This is a genomic window from Rhizobium sp. SVR5-9E (genome assembly GCF_056755095.1).
This window is the reverse complement of the sequence record NZ_JBNDHS010000021.1, coordinates 1-18,893: the sequence shown is the minus strand read 5'-3', so window position 1 is coordinate 18,893 and position 18,893 is coordinate 1. Positions and strand designations below refer to the sequence as shown.

The window sequence follows — 18,893 nt, the reverse complement described above, 5'->3', positions numbered from 1 at the left end:
TGCAGCTTTATCCCGTGGTGATTTGGCCGGTCGGCTTGCAGCCACGTTAAACAAGTGGCTAAAAGGACCGGGTATGAAACCGGTCTGCTTTTGCGGCCGGTTTTTTTGTTGTTTGAAAGTGGTGATGGCATGAGCAAGACCTGGCGCCCGGCAACCCAACTCGTTCACGGCGGAACGCTGCGCTCGCAATATGGCGAGATGTCGGAGGCAATCTATCTGACGCAGGGCTTCGTCTACGACACGTCGGAGGCGGCAGAAGCGCGCTTCAAGGGCGAGACCGAGGGCTTTATCTATGCCCGCTACGGGAGCCCGACTAACGACATGTTCGAGAAGCGCATGTGCGCGCTGGAAGGCGCGGAAGATGCCCGCGCCACGGCCTCCGGCATGGCTGCCGTCACCGCCGCAATCCTCTGCCAGCTGAAGGCCGGCGATCATATCGTAGCTGCCCGTGCGCTCTTCGGCTCCTGCCGCTGGGTCGTTGAGACGCTGGCGCCGAAATACGGCATCGAATGCACGCTGGTGGATGGCCGCCATCTCGAGAACTGGGAAAAGGCGATCACCAAGAAGACCAAGGTCTTCTTCCTGGAAAGCCCGACCAACCCGACGCTCGAAATCGTCGATATCGCCGGCGTTGCAAAGCTCGCAAACCAGATCGGCGCGAAAGTGGTCGTGGACAACGTCTTCGCGACGCCGCTCTTCCAGAAGCCGCTGGAGCTCGGCGCGCATATCGTCGTCTATTCGGCCACCAAACATATCGACGGTCAGGGCCGTTGCCTCGGCGGCGTCGTCCTTTCCGATAAGGAGTGGATCAACGAGAACCTGCACGACTACTTCCGCCACACCGGCCCGGCAATGTCGCCGTTCAACGCCTGGACGCTGCTGAAGGGCATCGAGACCCTGCCGCTGCGCGTTGCACAGCAGACGAAGAATGCGTCGAAGATCGCCGATTTCCTGGCGGAGCAGAAGCAGGTGGCGCGCGTCATCTATCCGGGCCGCAAGGACCATCCGCAAGCCGATATCATCGCCAAGCAGATGTCTGGCGGCTCGACGCTGGTGTGCTTCGAGCTGAAGGGCGGCAAGGAGGCGGCTTTCGCCCTGCAGAATGCGCTCGACGTCGTGACGATCTCCAACAATCTCGGCGATACGCGCAGCCTGATCACGCACCCGGCGACGACCACACACAAGAACCTTTCGGAGGAGGCCCGCGCCGAGCTCGGCATTTCGGCCGGCACCGTGCGCCTGTCGGCAGGCATCGAAGATACGGACGACCTGATCGAAGATTTCGCTCAGGCTCTTTCCAAGGTTAAATCCTGACCTGCCTTGGGGACGGCCGGGCCTTGCCGGTCCGGCCGGATGCCTTACCTAGGACATCCACGAAGCCACGCTCCGGTGCGGGAGCGCACTCTGAACAACAGGATTAGTGCCCGAAAGAGATGCAATCATCGTGCTTTGAGCATGATCCCAATCATTTCGTGACGGGTCGAGCCCGTGTATAAGATACCGGTAACATATCCTGGCTATGGTGTAAGGCATGTATCGCGCCAACACACGAGATATAGAAGTCGTCGTCGAACCCTTTTATCTGGAGGAGCAATCCGACCCGGACGACGATCGCTATGTGTGGGGTTACCGGATCGTAATCAGCAACAATTCGGACCTGACCGTCAGACTCATCAACCGTTACTGGAACATCACCGACCAAAACGGCGTGGTGGATGAGGTGACCGGTCCAGGCGTCGTCGGTGAGCAACCCCGGCTGGAACCTGGCGACACCTACGAATACTCGTCCGGCTGTCCACTGGATACGCCATCGGGCCTTATGTTCGGGCACTACCAGATGGAAACCGACGCAGGCGAGTTTTTCGACGTAGAAATACCCGCCTTCTCGCTGGATTCTCCCGGTCTGCTCAGGGTACTGAACTGATCACTCGGCAGCCGTTGCGACTTCTTCAACCTCAAAACGATAGGTCTTGGAGCAGAATTCGCAGGTGACGGCAATCTCGCCGTTTTCCTGGCTGGCATCGATCTCGTCCGCCGAGAAACCCTTCAGCACATTCTTGATCTTGTCGCGCGAACAGCTGCACCGGTCGAAGACTTCCCGGGCGCCGAAAACGCGCACGCCACGCTCGTGGAAGAGACGATAGAGCAGCCGTTCCGTACCGACATGCGGGTCGGTCAGTTCATCGGCGTCGATAGTATCGACCAGCGAACGGGCTTCAGTCCAGGCGTCGTCTTCCCTGTGAGTGTGAGCGCCGTCGTCTCCGTCGCCGCCGTGGAGGTCGGCGTGACGCATCCGCTCAGGTGCTTCCGGCAGGAACTGCGCCACGAGCCCCCCTGCCCGCCAGCGATGGCGCGGCATGCCCGCCTCGTCGCGATCGAACAGTTCGGCAGCAGCCAGACGGACACGCGTCGGGATCTGTTCCGACTGACGGAAATAGGTGCCGGCGATATCCTCCAGCGAGGTACCGTTGAGCGGCACGATGCCCTGATACGGCTGGGTGAATTTGCCCTGATCGATCGTGAAGGCGAGCACGCCTTTACCGAGCAACTGTTCCGGCTCGGTCTCGCCTGCGGCGACTGCCTTTTCGAGCAAAGCCTGATCGAAGCGAGCATAGGCGCGAACATCCTCCGGCGTCGAGAAGTCGGCGACGAGGAGATCGACCGGGCCATCGCCCTTCGTCTGCACCGTGAATTTGCCCTCAAACTTAAGGGACGTGCCGAGGAGCACCGTCAGCGCGATGACTTCGGCCAGAAGCCGGGCGACGGGAGCGGGATATTCGTGGCGCTCAAGGATCGCATCCAGCATGGGGCCGAGTTGCACGGCGCGGCCGCGCACGTCGAGGCCCTCTACCTGAAACGGAACAACGTGATCATCGCCGGCGAAGTCGAAATCGCCGAGAGCGCTTGCAGTATCGGACATGGTCTTACTCCTAGTCGTCAGAGCGGCAGACTAGAAAGCCTTTCCGCTCGCGCAGCCACGAGGCCATGAGGCCAAGCACAGCGCGTAGTATGGTTCAGATCGCGCCCAGGCACCATGCAAGAATCGACTTCTGCGCATGAAGGCGGTTTTCCGCTTCATCGAAGACGACGGATTGCGGACCGTCGATCACCTCGTTCGTCACTTCCTCACCGCGATGGGCGGGCAGGCAATGCATGAACAATGCATCCTTGCCGGCCTTCGCCATCAAAGCCTGATTGACCTGATAAGGCTGGAAGACGTTGTGACCACGGGCCCGATGTTCCTGATTCATGGAAACCCAGGTATCGGTCACCACGCAATCGGCTCCCTCGACCGCGCGGTCGGCGTCATGACCGAGCACGATCTGGGCACCCTCGTTGCGGGCCCAGTTTAGATAGTGATCCTTTGGCTCGGAACCAAGAGGCACGGCCATGTTCATCCGGTAGCCGAAGCGGGCGGCACCTTCGACCAAGGAATGCAGGACATTGTTGCCGTCGCCGGTCCAGGCAACCGTCTTGCCCTTGATGGGGCCGCGATGCTCCTCGAATGTCATGACATCGGCCATGACCTGGCAGGGATGGGTATCGTCCGTCAGCGCATTGATGACGGGGACCGTCGCATGTTCGGCAAGCTCCAGCATGCGGCTGTGCTCCGTCGTGCGGATCATGATCGCGTCGACATAACGCGAAAGCACTTTGGCCGTATCGCCGATCGTCTCGGCGCGGCCGAGCTGCATTTCGGTGCCGGAGAGGAAAAGCGTCTCGCCGCCGAGCTGGCGCATGCCGACATCAAAGGATACGCGGGTGCGGGTGGAAGGCTTTTCGAAGATCATCGCCAGCATCTTGCCGGCAAGCGGCCTGTCGCCCTTTCCGGCCTTGAAAGCCTGCTTACGCGCGATCGCGTCGTTCATGATGACCCTGAGATCAGATGCGGTTACCGCCGAGAGATCGAGAAAGTGTTTGGGGGAAGCCATTTCGTTCTTACCTGTCTGCTCCGCAAGGAGCGTCCGTCCATTCAAGCCGTCTTCTTGGTCTTCTGCGCGCGAATGCTTTCTGCAGCACGCTCGAGGCGAGAAAGCCCTTCGCGAGCCTCCTCCGCCGTGACGACGAGTGGCGGAAGCAGGCGGATAACGTTGTCGCCCGCCGGAACCCCAAGCAGACGAGCGGCGCGAATAGCCTGCAGCAGTTCGGATGATGGAACCGCTGCCTTGACCCCAAGCAACAGGCCCTCGCCGCGCACATCCTCAATCACGTCCGGATAGCGATCCTTGAGCGAGGCAAGGCCCTGGCGGAAGACGAGCGCCACCTCACGCACGTGCTCAAGGAAGCCCTCGGCAAGAATGACGTCGAGCACTGCGCTGCCGACCGCCATCGCAAGCGGATTGCCGCCGTAGGTGGAGCCGTGGGTGCCGACCTTCATGCCGGAGGCTGCCTCCGCCGTCGCAAGGCAGGCGCCAAGCGGGAAGCCGCCGCCGATACCCTTTGCGACCGCCATGATGTCCGGTGTGACGCCGGACCATTCGTAGGCAAACAGCTTGCCCGTACGGCCGACACCGGTCTGAACCTCGTCCAGGATCAGCAGCAGGCCCTTCTCGTCGCAAATCTGGCGCAGCGCCCTCATGAACTCGTTGGTCGCCGGGCGGATGCCGCCTTCGCCCTGTACCGGCTCGATGAGGATGCCGGCGGTCGCGTCCGTGATGGCGGCTCGGACTGCCTCGATATCGCCAAAGGGAACCTGGTCGAAGCCCGGCGACTTCGGGCCAAAACCCTCCAGATACTTCTCCTGGCCGCCAGCAGCGATCGTCGCCAGCGTGCGGCCATGGAAGGCACCTTCAAAGGTAATGATATGGAAGCGCTCGGGATGGCCCTTGGAATACTGATATCGGCGCGCCGTTTTGATCGCGCATTCGAGCGCCTCTGCCCCTGAATTGGTGAAGAACACCTTATCGGCGAAAGTGACGTCCGTCAGCCGCTTTGCAAGCGCTTCCTGCCCGGGAATTTCATAGATGTTCGATAGGTGCCAGACCTTGTCGGCCTGCGCCTTCAAAGCCTGGACGACGTGCGGATTGCTGTGGCCGACCGACGTCACGGCAACGCCTGCCCCAAAGTCCAGATAACGTTCGCCGCTTTCGGTTATCAGCCAGACGCCCTCACCTCGCTCGAACCGCAGAGGGGCACGAGAATAGGTGTCATATAGCGGCGCGGCTTCAGCCATGGCGCGGTCTCCTGTCGAGGTTGGGGCAACCGGACTCCGGCTAAAAACCGGGTCCAAAAAATTAAAAATGCCGCCTTTCGGCGGCGAGTGACACTATTTACTTTTCGCACTGCAATGTCAACAAACTGCGAGTTTACCGCGTGCTGCAACATAAAGCCAAAGGAACTTATTTTATTAACAGCTAATGTTGCAGAAATGACTCGCACGGCCAGCAAGTTGGGGAAAACTTGAAATTCGATTCATCCGGATTCCCGCGACTCTTGTCACGGAGTCAGCCTCACACTAGGTTAAAACTCAATTACTAGACTGCATGCGGCGGAACTAGTCACCAAAATTAGTCAAGCGTTTCCTGCTTCGGACACATCCGAGGCAATGGTGAGGGATTCTGCCTTCACAACGCTAATCGGAGACAGGGCATGAACTGGACAGACGAGCGTGTCGAAAAACTCAAGAAGCTTTGGTCCGAAGGGCTGAGCGCGAGCCAGATCGCCGCACAGCTCGGCGGCGTGAGCAGAAACGCAGTCATCGGCAAGGTCCACAGGCTTAGCCTTCCCGGCCGCGCCAAAGCCGGCGGCACTGCGACGACGGTGCGCGCGCCGAAGCGCAATACCTCGGCTCCCCGCGCGCCGAACTATGCCTCGCGGATTGCAACCCGCACGGTCACGCGCCAGTTGGGCGCGACGATGCTCAAGGAAGAGATCGAAGTCGACCTGATGGCGGAAATGGAATATCGTCCGGCCGCGAACGTGGTCGTACCGATTTCCCGCCGTCTTGGCCTGACCGAGCTTACTGAACGCACCTGCAAGTGGCCGGTCGGCGATCCGCTGAAGGATGATTTCCATTTCTGCGGCTGCGAAAGCAACGACTCTTCTCCCTATTGCAGCTACCATCAACGCCTGGCTTATCAGCCGGTCAACGAGCGCCGCCGGGCAGCCGCCCGCGCAAACTAAGCCGGATAAGAGACAAAAAATAACGGGCCTCGCGGCCCGTTTTTTATTTCCTCATGGGAGCGGCAATCAGGCTTCCATCGAATATCCAGCGCCGCGGACCGTGCGGATGACATCCTGCATGTTGGAGAAGTTCAGCGCCTTGCGCAGGCGACCGACATGGACATCGACCGTGCGCTCGTCGACGTAGATGTCGTGGCCCCAGACGCCGTCCAGAAGCTGGGAGCGCGAGAAAACGCGGCCGGGCGACGACATCAGGAACTCCAACAGGCGGAATTCGGTCGGGCCGAGCCGGACTTCGCGGCTCTTGCGATGAACACGATGGGTCTCGCGGTCGAGCTCTATGTCACCGCATTTCAGGACCGTGGAGAGGACCTCGGGCTTGGCGCGGCGCAGCATCGCCTTGACGCGGGCAACGAGTTCAGGTGTCGAGAACGGCTTGACGACATAGTCGTCAGCTCCGGTCGAAAGACCGCGCACGCGCTCGCTCTCCTCGCCGCGGGCTGTCAGCATGATGATCGGCAGACGCTCGGTCTCCGGCCGCATCCGAAGGCGGCGGCAGAGCTCTATGCCGGACACGCCCGGCAGCATCCAATCCAGGATCAGAATGTCCGGCGTCCGTTCCTGAAGGCGTATCTCGGCCTCGTCACCACGCAGGATGGTATCAACTTCAAAACCTTCGGCTTCAAGATTATAGCGAAGGAGCACGCTGAGTGCCTCTTCGTCTTCAACGACTGCAACTCTCGGGATCATTCGATTACTGTCTCCTGGGGGCCGGATTCGGAGGTTATTCCGTTACCGCGCCGACGGTGTTGGCGGTATCGTCCTTCGGACGCTCGCCTTCCGGCTGGGCACCGGTCGCCATGTAATAAATGGTTTCGGCAATATTGGTGGCGTGGTCACCGATGCGTTCGATATTCTTCGCGCAGAAGAGAAGATGCGTGCAACTGGTGATGTTGCGCGGATCCTCCATCATGTATGTCAAAAGCTCGCGAAACAGCGAAGTGTACATCGCATCGATTTCTTCATCGCGCTCGCGGATCGACTTGGCCTTGTCGGCCGCTCGGCTCGTGTAGACGTCGAGCACTTCCTTGAGCTGGACGAGCGCCAGTTCGGAAAGGTGCTCCAGGCCGCGCGCGAGCTTTCGCGGAACGCCGGCGCTCTGAACGGCGATGACACGCTTGGCAGTGTTCTTGCCGAGATCGCCGACGCGCTCGAGATCAGCCGCGATGCGAATCGAGCCCATGATTTCGCGAAGGTCGGAAGCCATCGGCTGCCGGCGTGCAATCGTGACCACCGCCTTTTCGCCGATCTCGCGCTCGGCATGGTCGAGGATCACGTCGTCCGAGATGACCTTCTGCGCCAAGGCGGTATCGCTATTCACCAGCGCTCGGACAGCGTCCGATACCATCTGTTCGGCAAGTCCGCCCATCTCCGAGATGCGGCGGGACAGGAATTTGAGATCGTCGTCGTACGCAGAAAAAATATGTGTCGATGCCATGGGGAACGTCCTTGATTGTCTCTACATTTCTGACGCCAAAGATCAGCCGAAGCGGCCCATGATGTAGTCCTGGGTGCGCTGATCGTCCGGATTGGTGAACATCTTGTCGGTATCATTCTCCTCGACGAGATTGCCGAGGTGAAACATAGCGGTTCGCTGCGAAACACGGGCAGCCTGCTGCATGGAGTGCGTCACGATGACGATCGTGAAATTCTCGCGCAGCTCATGGATCAGCTCTTCGACCTTCGCGGTGGCGATCGGATCGAGCGCCGAGCACGGCTCGTCCATCAGAATGACTTCGGGGCTGACGGCAACGGCGCGGGCAATGCAGAGGCGCTGCTGCTGGCCGCCGGACAGCCCGGTGCCGGTTTCGTGCAGGCGATCCTTGACTTCGTTCCAAAGGCCGGCGCGCTGCAGGCTGTGTTCAACGATCTGGTCCAGATCGGCCTTCGACTTCGCAAGACCATGGATGCGCGGACCGTAGGCGACGTTCTCATAGATCGACTTCGGGAAAGGGTTCGGCTTCTGGAAGACCATGCCGACGCGAGCACGAAGTTCGACGACGTCGATATCCGGATCGTAGATATCGTCGCCGTCGAGAGTGATTTTGCCGGTAACGCGGCAGTTGTCGATCGTATCATTCATACGGTTGAGACTGCGCAAGAAGGTGGACTTCCCGCAGCCGGACGGGCCGATGAGTGCGGTAACGGTGTTTTCGCGGATGTTCAGCTTCACGTCGAAAAGCGCACGCTTGTCGCCATAGTAAACCGAGACGTCCTGGCCGATCATCTTGTACGGGATCGTATTCATTCGTTTGTCCAGAGCCTTCTCAACTGCTGCTTCGGTTAACATGTTCATGAATATGTACTCCGTTTACCAGCGACGCTCAAAGCGACGGCGCAAGAGAATGGCTCCAAAGTTCATGACAATCAGGAACAGGAGCAAGACGATGATGGCACCAGAGGTGCGTTCGACGAAGGCGCGTTCTGCTTCGTTGGCCCACATATAGACCTGCACCGGCAGCGCCGTGGACGGATCGAGCGGGGTGGCCGGCGCACTTGCAACGAAGGCGACCATGCCGATCAGGAGAAGCGGCGCCGTTTCGCCAAGCGCGTGCGCCAGGCCGATGATCGTGCCGGTCAGGATGCCGGGCATCGCCAGCGGCAGGACGTGGTGGAACACCATCTGCATCTTCGAGGCGCCGAGGCCAAGAGCAGCCGCGCGGATCGACGGCGGCACGGCGCGCAGCGCGGCACGGGTGGCGATGATGATCGTCGGCAAGGTCATCAGCGACAGCACCAGGCCGCCAACCAGCGAAGCCGAACGCGGCAGGCCGGCGAAATTGATGAAGACGGAGAGGCCGAGCAGCCCATAAACGATCGACGGCACGGCCGCGAGGTTATTGATGTTCACCTCGATCAGATCCGTCACCTTGTTCTTGGTGGCGAATTCCTCAAGGTAGATCGAGGCGGCAACGCCGATCGGCAGCGAAAGAACCAGAACGATCAACATCAGGTAGAGCGAGCCGACCAGAGCCACGCCGAGGCCGGCAGCTTCCGGGCGGCTGGAATTGCCGTTGGTGAAAAGGCCGGTATTGAACTTCTTGAAAAGCGCACCGCTTGCCTTCAGTTCGTTCATCCAGCCGACTTGCTTGTCGTTCACCTTGCGGTTTTTCTCATCAACAGAGAGATCGATCTGCCCCTTGTTGGCGCTATCGACATTGGCATCAGCCAGAACCGTGACGTTGACGGTCTTGCCAATGAGCGACGGATCGGCGACGACCGTGTCGCGCAGTTGGATCGGCGCGCCCTTGGAAAGCATGGCCGTCGCGTCACGGACGTCCGGACGGCTGGAAGGGTTGAGCTTCAGCTGCTTGACAATCGCATCGCGCAGCAGCGCCCCGTAGTTTGCCGCGATCAGCACTGACGGATCGGTAGCGCGCTTGTTGCTCGGATCGATGGTCTTCTCGGTAAATTCGACCGGCAGCGTGATCGCCGTCTGCTGGAAGGCCGTGTAGCCGTTGCGAACAACCGTCGACAGCAGGATCGCCAGGAAAATCAGACCGAAGGAGATCGCGGCAATACCATAGGCCCTAAAACGGCGCTCCGCGGCATAGCGGCGCTTGATGCCTATATCGCGGCGCTCGGGTGCTTTCGAAATTGTGCCCGCAGCAGGGGAAAGAACATTCGTCATTCGTACTGCTCCCGGTATTTGCGCACGATGTAGAGGGCGTAGATGTTCAGGCAAAGCGTGATGAAGAAGAGCGTGATGCCAAGCGCGAAGGCGACCAGCGTTTGCGGCGAGGTGAATTCAAGATCGCCCGTCAACTGATTAACGATCTTGACGGTGACCGTGGTCATCGGCTCGAAGGGATTGATCTGCATGCGCGCGGCGACACCTGCCGCCAGCACGACGATCATGGTCTCGCCGATGGCCCGCGAGGCCGTCATCAGCAGTGCGCCAACAATCCCCGGAAGGGCTGCCGGAAGCACGACCTTCTTGATCGTTTCGGAGTGTGTGGCGCCAAGTCCGAGCGAGCCATCACGCAGCGCACGCGGTACGGCGGTGATGATGTCATCCGAAAGCGAGGAAACGTAGGGGATCAGCATGATACCCATGACGATGCCGGCGGTCAGAACGCTTTGCGCCTGAATGAAATTGGCATAGTCGCCGGTCAAAAGCCCGTTCACCTGCGAGGACAAGTCGCGCAGGAAGGGGCCGACAGTCACAAGCGCAAAGAAGCCATAGACAATCGTGGGAATGCCGGCGAGGACCTCAAGAAGAGGCTTGGCGAGCGAACGCACCTTCGACGACGCGTACTCAGCCATATAGATGGCCGCGAAAAGACCGACCGGAACCGCCACAAGCATGGCGACGAAGCCGATGTAAAGCGTGCCGAGCAGCAGCGGGATGAGACCGAACTGGCCGAAAGAAGAGCTGCCCGCACCGGCAAAACGCGGATCCCAGACCGTACCGAAGAAGAAATCGGCCGCCGGCACCACAGCGAAGAAGCGGATCGCCTCCGACAGCATCGAAAGAACAATGCCGATCGTGGTCAGGATTGCGATGGACGACGCAACGAGCAGTCCCCAGAGCATGACACGCTCAACACGGTTACGAGCCCGGAAGCGCAATGCGATCCCACGAAGCGCATAGAAAGCGCCACCAATGCCAAGCAAAAAGATGGCCCCAGTCATGATCATGCGGCTGTCCGCAGACTGAGCGTTCAACAATTTCGCCGCATCGATCATGAAGGGCTGCGGCTCGCCGGCAAGCGGAACACCCTTCTCGCTGAGCTTTGCCTGAACAGCTGCGGGCTCGGAACCGAGTGCGCTGATTTCATCCGGCGTCAGCAAGTTCATGCCTCGGGCGATGGTCGCGACCATGCTGAAGCTCAGGTCCTGCTCGGCAGCCGTCTTGGCCTTCACATCATCAGGGAACGCATCGCGGACACGCGACTCGATGATGCCGGGGCTAACGGCAAGCCACATGCAGAGAAGAAGAAGAGCGGGGAGCGTCGCGTAGATGGCTGCATAAGCACCGTAATAGCCCGGCCGCGAATGCAATGCGGACAGCTTGCCGCCGGCAAGCCCCATGGCGCGGCTGCGTGCGGCCATGTAGGCCAGCGCGCCAAGCACCACGAGACACAAGAGTATAATGGATGTGCTCATTCGTTAGTCCCCAGGCCCACAGCCCCTAAGCGCGGACAGGAAAGTCCCGCGCGGCTCCCATCATGGAGAAACTTTAAAACTTTGCCACCAACTGGACAAAGATCACTAGCATTCAAAGAAAAATGCCGGCGCGAGCCCCCAGGCATCGCGCCGGCACCGTTATTACATGGTCTTTTCAGCTTCGACGTTCTTGCGGATTTCGTCGCGCTCGGCATCCGGCGCTGCGACAAGACCGTATTCGACGAGCGGGCTGTCGGGGCCGATCATCTGCTCAGAAACGAAGAAGTTGACGTATTCCTTCAGGCCCGGAACGGCGCCGAGATGTGCCTTCTTGACGTAGAAGAACAGCGGGCGGGAAACCGGATAGGTGCCGTTGGAAATGGTTTCCGTCGACGGAACGATGCCGCTCATGGTCGCGACCTTGAGCTTGTCGGCATTGTTTTCGTAGAAGGAGAGGCCGAATACGCCAACGCCCGTCTTGTTGGCAGCGATGCGTGCCAGCGTTTCCGGATAGTCGCCGTCGATGTCAACAGCAGCGCCGTCCTTGCGAACTGCGACGCAAGCCTTTGCCTGAGCAGCCTTGTCGGTGATTTCCTTGGCGATGACGTCCTGAGCGCCTGCAGCCTTGCAGCCGGCAGCGAGAACGTTCAGTTCGAAGACTTCGCGGGTGCCGTGCTTTTCGCCCGGGATATAGGCAGCGATATCAACAGCCGGAAGCTTCGGGTTGACTTCGGACCACTTCTTGTAAGGGTTGGCAACGAGCTTGCCGTCAACGACGACCTGCGCTGCGAGAGCCTTGTAGATGTCTTCCGGAACATAAGCGACGTCCGGGTTGGATGAGTCGGTTGCGAAGACGATACCGTCGTAGCCGATCTTGACTTCCTGGATATCGGTTACGCCAGCAGCCTTGCAGGCTTCCATCTCATTCTTGTTGATCGGACGCGAAGCGTTTGCGATGTCGATCGTGTCTTCACCAACGCCCTTGCAGAATTCCTTGAGGCCTGCACCCGTGCCGCCGGATTCAACGACCGGCGTCTTGAAGTTTGTGAAGGCCTCGCCGAAGGACTCGGCAACGATCTTCGCGTAAGGCAGAACGGTGGACGAACCAGCGATCTGAACCTGGTCACGAGCGGCGGCTGCGCCTGCGAAGGCGACGGTGGCAGCGAGCGCTGCGACGGTTAGCTTAAGAGTGTTCATCAAAAATCTCCCGGCATGTAGAACTTGTGTGAGCAGGCCCCCCGGGACCCGCATTGCCTTTCATCGGCAGGCTCTCTTTACTGCCTGATGCGCCGCCCTTTTATGTCATTTCGATGAAACATTTATGACAACATAAATTACTGAAACTAAATAATAAATTTCGTCGAAACGTTCACACGACCCGGCTTTGTGTCAGAACCTTACGGTGAAGTCCGTTCCCCTGCCGACCTGGGACTTGACGATCAGCCGTGCCCGGTGCCGCGTGAGGATATGTTTGACGATCGCAAGGCCAAGTCCGGTGCCCTTTTTGGAACGGCTGTCCTCGATACTGACGCGATAGAAGCGCTCCGTGAGGCGCGGCACATGCTCGGCAGGAATGCCCGGTCCCTTATCAGCAACGCTGACTTCGACCGGCTCGCCGGGAGCATTGGTGATCCGCACATCGACCACCTTGCCTTCCTGACCGTACTTGCACGCATTCTCCATCAGATTCTCGAAAACCTGAACCAACTCATCGCGGTCCCCGAGAACCTCTGCTTTGCCTTCCGGCAGGTGCAGATTGATCTCGACTCCGACGTCCCTGGCGAGGGGCAGGAGCGCATCCCTGACATGACCGAGCAGCGGCACAAGATCGATCTTTTCGTCCGGCGCGATATGCGACTTCAGCTCGAGACGGGAAAGCGAGAGGAGATCGTCGACAAGGCGGCTCATGCGCGTCGTCTGATCGAACATGATGCCAAGGAAGCGCTCCTGCGCTTTCGGATCGTTCTTAGCCGGACCCTGGATGGTCTCAATGAAGCCGCGCAGCGACGCAAGCGGGGTTCGAAGTTCGTGGCTGGCGTTGGCCACGAAATCCGACCGCATTCGATCGATGCGCCGCACTTCGGAAATGTCGCGAAAGGAAAGCATGAAAAAACGCTCGCCGTTCCCGGCGGCGCCAAAATCGATCGGCGCGCTTCGAACGATATAGACACGCTCCGACGGTAGACGCTCGGAATGCTCGATCTGGTTGGGGGCATTGGTGGAGATCGTCTCGGCGACCATATCCAAAATGCCGGGCGAGCGCAGGCGCGCAGAAATATGGGCGCCGATCACGACCTCGCCGAAGGCCTTTTCGGCAGCGCGGTTCTGGAAGAGGACGGAGGCATCGCCCGAAAGCAGCATAACCGGAATGTCGAGACCGGCCAGCGTTGAGGAGACTGCTGGCAGCAGGCTCGCCGGAGCGTCAGGCTCGATTTCCGGTATTTCCGCAAGCTTCGCCTGCACCGCCGGCACGCTGTTCACGAGCACGACGAAGATCATAAAGAGGAGCAGCCCCAATACGACCCACTTGTTCATGCCGGCCGCAAGCGCAATCAAGCCAATGAGGATCGCCGCAAGCAGCACCCCTCGCTGCTGCCGGACGCGGGCTGTGAGCCCCTTTCTCCATGGCATTTCGTCTTCCAAGTGTCCCTCGCCCAGGTCGAGTCGTTTTATAGGTTCAAACTCTGCCTGATAGCCGCCATTCATGACAGAAGTATTCGGCCCGAACCACCTGTCGACAGGGTGCAGCCGAAAGTCACAGGAATTTTGCCTCTCGCAGGAAGTTTGATTTTCATCGGAAAGTGTGATCGCCTGCGAAGAGCCAAGGACCGAGGGAGGACATTATGGCCGAGGATGTCGAAAGCCGCGCGGTTGAACTGGACATCAAAGGCAAGAAACGCGTCTTCGATATCGACGACCCGGTCCTGCCGGACTGGATCGACGAAGACACGCTGGAATCCGGAGGGTTCCCTTATAAGAAGAAGCTGGATGAGGAAACTTATCTCGACGAGCTGACAAAGCTGCAGATCGAACTCGTCAAAGTGCAGTTCTGGCTGCAGGCGACCGGCAAACGCGTGATGGCGTTCTTCGAGGGGCGCGATGCAGCCGGCAAAGGTGGCGCTATTGCGGCGTGTTCCGCCCACATGAATCCGCGCCTTGCCCGTGCGGTCGCGCTTGCCAAGCCGAATGACCGGGAAGCTGGGCAATGGTATTTCCAGCGCTATATCGCTCAGTTCCCAACGGCCGGCGAGATCGTGCTCTTCGACCGTTCCTGGTACAATCGTGCCGGCGTCGAGCCGGTCATGGGCTTTTGCACGCCGAAGCAATATGAGGATTTCCTCAAGCAGGCACCACAGCTTGAGAAGGGGATTGCGCAGGAAGGCATCTACTTCTTCAAATTCTATCTGGATATCAGCCGCGAGATGCAGTTGCAGCGCTTCCATGACCGCAGGCATGATCCGCTGAAAGTCTGGAAGCTCTCCTCGATGGATATCGCGGCGCTGACGAAATGGGGGGATTACAGCGAAAAGCGCGACCGCATGCTCAAGGAAACGCATACCGATTTCGCGCCCTGGACAGTCATCCGCGCCAACGACAAACGGCGGGCGCGACTGAACCTCATCCGTCACATGCTGCGGACGATGGACTACGATGGCAAAGACGATAAAGCGGTCGGCGAACTGGACAAGAAGATCATCGGCTGGGGGCCGCATTTCTTGAAATAAGCGCTCATTGCCCCGGCAGGACACGCACGGCGTAGAGATTGATGCCGCGTGCCTTGCCGTCGACATCGCTATTGATCAGGAGCTTTCCAGCGGCATTCGGCGCCATCGATCGGTCGAAGGTAACCTGAAGCAGAGCATCGGACTTTTCGCGCGTGATACTGAAGCGATGGCGGGCGCAATTGCCAAGCGTCTGAAAATCGCATTCGACCGTGATCTGTGTCGGCTCATCGCTCGTCGACTGCAGCGTGATCGCAATCGTCGATGATTTGCCGGCGAGCTGCTGGAGCACGTCAGGCGGAACGGCGATCGCAATATTGCCATCGGCGCCGTTGCTTTCGGAAATCAGTCGAACGGCAGGACCGTCGTTCTCGGCGACGTTTTCCGTGCGCGCCCGAGCTCCGCTTTCGATCTTGGCTGCTTCGGATGGTTTGAATACCTCGATCCACTCCGCGGAGAAGCTGTTCTGCGGATCGATTGCCACAGTTTGATCGGCAGGCGGCCCCGAATTCGCAGCATCTTCGTCTGTGCCGTCGAAGTCCTCGGGCTCGGTGCTGGCGGGCGGATTGGCAACGCCGGTATCCCGTTCGGCGGCCGTCAGGAAGAGGCCGGACGTGTAGGTCCACCAGGCACCCATGCCGATGAAGGCAATCAAGACGCACCAGACGAGCAGCCGCGAGAAAAACTTGCGCGGCTTGCGGCGCTTTGCAGCGCCCTCCGGCCGAAAGTTCATTCTGGCCGCGGCCGGGCTCTCGGCTGCAAAACCTTCGTCCACCTGCGGCGCGGCGCCAAGATGGTCGGAGGTCCCGGCGTGGACATCATCAAGGCTCGACTCGTCGTCGGCGGCCCTTGCTTGCGAATAGGCTCGCGTTTCGCCGCCGACCTGGGGCGCATCATCAGCAAAGCGTTCGCCGTGCGTGGCGGGTAGCGGAATTTCAGCGACCGGAGGAACAGGGACTTCCGGCGGAGCCGTGCGCGGATGCAGGCGCTCGCGCTCTTCCGCCTCGATCATGTGGATCGTCGCCTCAAGCCGATGGCGATGACGGGCAACGGCTTCGCGCTCGGTGATATCCTGCTTTCGAAGGCCAGCCTCCAGTGCCTGACGGGCCGACTGATAAATCCTTGCCCGGACCTCCGGATTGTCGCGATCGGAATTGCTAAGCGCCGTTCTGATAGCCGTTTCTAATCCGCTCACATCCGATCCTTCATGCTGAGATCAGGCATTACCCGAAGTCTTTATAAATACCTAACGAACTTCGGTAGCGGCTACGGCCGAAAACCGCAAGCCTGCCGCTGGCGGCATGCTTCATAGTCAGCGGATAAAGGTGGCGGGAACAAGAATACCCAAATGTCCGCCCTTGATGAAGAGTGCTCAGCCGCGCTTTTCCTCGCGCATCAAGTCTGTTATCAAATTGACGCTTTCGTAAAGATCAAACATATGGTGACGCAGTGGCCGTTCTGCCCAAAATCCTCACGGAAAACTTGAGGCTGCCGGTCCTCGCCTCGCCGCTCTTCATCATTTCTCATCCGGCACTGACGCTGGCGCAATGCAAGGCAGGCGTGGTCGGCGCCTTTCCGGCGCTGAATGCCCGGCCGGAAAGCCAGCTCGACGAATGGCTGGCGATGATCACCGAGGACATTGCCGCATACAACGCCGCCAATCCGGAGAGACCTGCCGCGCCATTCGCCGTCAACCAGATCGTCCATATGTCGAACAAGCGGCTGGAGCACGACCTGGGGCTCTGCGTGAAATATAAGGTGCCGATCGTGATCTCCTCGCTCGGGGCAGTGCCCGAGGTGAATGCCGCCGTGCACTCCTACGGCGGCATCGTCCTTCACGACGTTATCAACAACCGCCATGCCAACTCCGCGATCCGCAAAGGTGCAGATGGACTGATCGCCGTTGCGGCGGGCGCCGGCGGCCATGCGGGCACGCTGTCGCCATTCGCCCTGGTGCAGGAGATCCGTGAGTGGTTCGATGGACCGCTGCTGCTGGCGGGCGCCATCGCCAATGGCGGCGCCATCCTTGCGGCACAGGCGATGGGAGCCGACATGGCCTATATCGGAACGCCATTCATCGCGACCGAGGAGGCGCGCGCCGCCGACGCCTACAAGCGGGCGATCGTCGCGGGTGCTGCAAACGATATCGTCTATTCCAACTATTTCACCGGCGTGCACGGCAACTACCTGAAGCCATCGATCCATGCCGTCGGCCTCGACCCCGACAACCTGCCCGTCGCGGACCCGTCAAAAATGGATTTCGAGCAGGCAGTTGGTGGCGCAAAGGCCTGGAAGGACATTTGGGGCAGCGGCCAGGGCATTAGCGCCGTCAAAGCTGTCGAGCCGGTGTCAAAACTCGTCGACAGGCTGGAACGCGAATACCGGGCCGCCCGGTCGCGCTTGGCTCTCTGAGGCGCAGGCTTCTACGGCAGACGTCTTTTTTACCAAAGGCATGACAGGGCGCTTGAAATCTTCGAACAATGCCTGTATCAGCGCCATGCAAATCGCGGGCCGCACAGTTCGGCCGTCAAGTTGCCGCTTTAGCTCAGTCGGTAGAGCACATCATTCGTAATGATGGGGTCACGTGTTCGAGTCACGTAAGCGGCACCATTTACCTCGGAAAATCGATAAAAATCAGTTAGCTAGCGAAGAAGCACGGAGCCCTTTCCACTCTCTACTCCACCTTAGCAACGTCGGTGGAAAGCTACGACACGGCGACGCACGCTAAGCAAGACCAGCAAACTAGCAGGGCGCTCTGTAGTTGCGCCGAGAAAATTCCTTCCGCGCCTCGCAGCCGGTCGCTATCCGAAAGCCGAATGAAAAGGGCGCTAAGAACCCCACCCCTCCCAAGGACACGGTGCTCTAATCGGGAAAACGGTATTTAAAATGCTCGATCTCGGGGCCGAAAAGCCGTTCGACGCGTTCGCGGTCGCCCGGTTTATAGTAGCTGCAAATATCAGGTCTCGTTGGGTTCGCCTTCGCTCTTGTCAGAAAGCGATCATCAAACGGCAGGCCGAGTCTGTCGCATATCAAGCGTAGATCATCCGAGAGGCGCTCCTGCCGCCCGATGAAATCCACAACGATCTCGTCGTTGTGGGTGTAGAGCGGCCAGGATTCCCAGTTAATACGCTCCCTCTTGGCGGCGCCTTCTTCAATCAAGCGGAGCATTTGCGAGAAGCTCGGTCGCGTTTCCGACTTCCTGTAGTGCCAATTGTAAAGAGAAACGGCACGCTCGAACGGATTCCGCACGAAGCAGAACTTAAAATACTGTTTCCAGGCAGAAGGATCGAAGGCCTCGATTTCGCGTGCGCCTGAGTGATCCGCGAGCTTGCCTGCAAAGCGACGGCTGAGAGCAGCCCCAGCCAATGAATCGATGTTGCCCTTGCGGACGAGCGTTTTCGCGATCCTCAATGGAGAGAGATGGCAGAAGATAGCAATCAATGCTAGCCGATTTGCACTCGCTCCATTATCGAGCGAATCCTTCCAGGACCCGAGTTGCATATCCCATGGCCCGAATTCGCGAGCAAGATAGGCGGAGATCGTACTGCCTGCGGTTTTGGGTACGTGGATGAAAATGAATTTATGGCGACGGGATATAATCATTGCCTAGCCAGCTCCTTAACCGGGAACGTTGAACCCGCGAGTGATCATACGACGACCGCAGCAAGCTGGCACCAATGTCCGCCGTCGTAACGCTCGCCCATGGCACCCGGCGCTTCGCGACCAGACTCTGCGAGAGTAAATAGATAAGGTTCGGCAAATTGCCGCCAAATCATGGCGATGTAGCGCCGCTATGTTGCATGGTCTGGAACCAGCCCGCGAATGGATCGGCACCATTGCATCAGGGGTATTGCCGTCGCCAGACGGAATGTTGAGCGA

At 59.4% G+C, this 18,893-nt stretch carries 17 protein-coding genes, 1 tRNA gene and 1 riboswitch; of the genes, 6 read left to right on the top strand and 12 right to left on the bottom strand.

What is annotated here, in order from left to right; all coding sequences use genetic code 11:
- The first annotated feature begins 4 nt into the window (after window positions 1–4).
- Window positions 5–83: riboswitch (SAM riboswitch) on the top strand.
- A 46-nt stretch (window positions 84–129) separates the two neighbouring features.
- Window positions 130–1,314, top strand: a complete 1,185-nt coding sequence (locus tag ACPYOJ_RS12580) for an O-succinylhomoserine sulfhydrylase (protein ID WP_481416542.1) — start codon at window positions 130–132, stop codon at window positions 1,312–1,314.
- 217 nt (window positions 1,315–1,531) lie between these two features.
- Window positions 1,532–1,924, top strand: coding sequence for a Co2+/Mg2+ efflux protein ApaG (gene apaG / locus ACPYOJ_RS12575; RefSeq protein ID WP_481416541.1), 393 nt, complete (start codon window positions 1,532–1,534; stop codon window positions 1,922–1,924).
- Here the strand turns inward: apaG and ACPYOJ_RS12570 are convergent, their stop codons facing one another.
- The 3 genes from ACPYOJ_RS12570 to ACPYOJ_RS12560 form a co-directional block, all read right to left on the bottom strand.
- A complete protein-coding gene (locus tag ACPYOJ_RS12570) occupies window positions 1,925–2,920 on the bottom strand; it encodes an Hsp33 family molecular chaperone (RefSeq protein ID WP_481416540.1) in 996 nt (331 codons plus the stop codon).
- 94 nt (window positions 2,921–3,014) lie between these two features.
- A complete protein-coding gene (gene argF / locus ACPYOJ_RS12565) occupies window positions 3,015–3,932 on the bottom strand; it encodes an ornithine carbamoyltransferase (protein WP_481416539.1) in 918 nt (305 codons plus the stop codon).
- A 41-nt stretch (window positions 3,933–3,973) separates the two neighbouring features.
- On the bottom strand, window positions 3,974–5,173 hold the full coding sequence (locus tag ACPYOJ_RS12560) for an acetylornithine transaminase (RefSeq protein WP_481416538.1): 1,200 nt from the start codon (window positions 5,171–5,173) through the stop codon (window positions 3,974–3,976).
- A gap of 416 nt (window positions 5,174–5,589) precedes the next feature.
- Between ACPYOJ_RS12560 and ACPYOJ_RS12555 the strand changes: the two genes are divergently transcribed.
- Window positions 5,590–6,123, top strand: a complete 534-nt coding sequence (locus ACPYOJ_RS12555; RefSeq protein ID WP_481416537.1) for a GcrA family cell cycle regulator — start codon at window positions 5,590–5,592, stop codon at window positions 6,121–6,123.
- A 66-nt stretch (window positions 6,124–6,189) separates the two neighbouring features.
- On the opposite strand, the gene phoB is transcribed toward ACPYOJ_RS12555, so the two are convergent.
- The 7 genes from phoB to phoR all read right to left on the bottom strand — a co-directional run bounded on the left by phoB (window position 6,190) and on the right by phoR (window position 13,923).
- Window positions 6,190–6,873: a phosphate regulon transcriptional regulator PhoB gene (phoB, locus tag ACPYOJ_RS12550; RefSeq protein WP_022714998.1), complete on the bottom strand. Its 684-nt coding sequence runs from the start codon at window positions 6,871–6,873 to the stop codon at window positions 6,190–6,192.
- Between the two features lie 34 nt (window positions 6,874–6,907).
- On the bottom strand, window positions 6,908–7,621 hold the full coding sequence (gene phoU, locus ACPYOJ_RS12545; protein ID WP_168828219.1) for a phosphate signaling complex protein PhoU: 714 nt from the start codon (window positions 7,619–7,621) through the stop codon (window positions 6,908–6,910).
- 42 nt (window positions 7,622–7,663) lie between these two features.
- Complete coding sequence (pstB, locus tag ACPYOJ_RS12540) at window positions 7,664–8,479, bottom strand: phosphate ABC transporter ATP-binding protein PstB (protein ID WP_481416536.1); 816 nt, start codon at window positions 8,477–8,479, stop codon at window positions 7,664–7,666.
- Between the two features lie 15 nt (window positions 8,480–8,494).
- Complete coding sequence (gene pstA / locus ACPYOJ_RS12535; protein ID WP_481416535.1) at window positions 8,495–9,814, bottom strand: phosphate ABC transporter permease PstA; 1,320 nt, start codon at window positions 9,812–9,814, stop codon at window positions 8,495–8,497.
- Window positions 9,811–11,292, bottom strand: a complete 1,482-nt coding sequence (gene pstC / locus ACPYOJ_RS12530) for a phosphate ABC transporter permease subunit PstC (protein WP_481416534.1) — start codon at window positions 11,290–11,292, stop codon at window positions 9,811–9,813. The genes pstA and pstC overlap by 4 nt, the downstream gene beginning before the upstream one ends.
- Window positions 11,293–11,454: 162 nt before the next feature.
- The gene (locus ACPYOJ_RS12525; protein ID WP_481416533.1) at window positions 11,455–12,489 is read right to left on the bottom strand and encodes a substrate-binding domain-containing protein; all 1,035 of its coding nucleotides are present in this window, start codon (window positions 12,487–12,489) and stop codon (window positions 11,455–11,457) included.
- A gap of 192 nt (window positions 12,490–12,681) precedes the next feature.
- Window positions 12,682–13,923 carry a phosphate regulon sensor histidine kinase PhoR gene (phoR, locus tag ACPYOJ_RS12520; protein ID WP_481416532.1) on the bottom strand — a complete coding sequence of 414 codons (1,242 nt, stop codon included), beginning with the start codon at window positions 13,921–13,923 and terminating at the stop codon, window positions 12,682–12,684.
- Window positions 13,924–14,135: 212 nt separating this feature from the next.
- Here phoR and ppk2 point away from each other — a divergent pair, with 212 nt between their 5' ends.
- A complete protein-coding gene (ppk2, locus tag ACPYOJ_RS12515) occupies window positions 14,136–15,017 on the top strand; it encodes a polyphosphate kinase 2 (protein ID WP_481416531.1) in 882 nt (293 codons plus the stop codon).
- A gap of 4 nt (window positions 15,018–15,021) precedes the next feature.
- Here ppk2 and ACPYOJ_RS12510 read toward each other — a convergent pair whose 3' ends face one another.
- A complete protein-coding gene (locus ACPYOJ_RS12510) occupies window positions 15,022–16,209 on the bottom strand; it encodes a regulator (RefSeq protein ID WP_481416530.1) in 1,188 nt (395 codons plus the stop codon).
- A gap of 254 nt (window positions 16,210–16,463) precedes the next feature.
- Here ACPYOJ_RS12510 and ACPYOJ_RS12505 point away from each other — a divergent pair, with 254 nt between their 5' ends.
- Together ACPYOJ_RS12505 and ACPYOJ_RS12500 are read left to right on the top strand one after the other, a co-directional pair.
- Window positions 16,464–17,426 (top strand): NAD(P)H-dependent flavin oxidoreductase, encoded by a 963-nt coding sequence (locus tag ACPYOJ_RS12505; protein ID WP_481416529.1) that lies wholly within the window; start codon window positions 16,464–16,466, stop codon window positions 17,424–17,426.
- A gap of 122 nt (window positions 17,427–17,548) precedes the next feature.
- A tRNA-Thr gene (locus ACPYOJ_RS12500) sits at window positions 17,549–17,624 on the top strand.
- Between the two features lie 252 nt (window positions 17,625–17,876).
- Here ACPYOJ_RS12500 and ACPYOJ_RS12495 read toward each other — a convergent pair.
- Window positions 17,877–18,617, bottom strand: a complete 741-nt coding sequence (locus tag ACPYOJ_RS12495; RefSeq protein WP_481416528.1) for a sulfotransferase family 2 domain-containing protein — start codon at window positions 18,615–18,617, stop codon at window positions 17,877–17,879.
- Window positions 18,618–18,893: the final 276 nt, after the last annotated feature.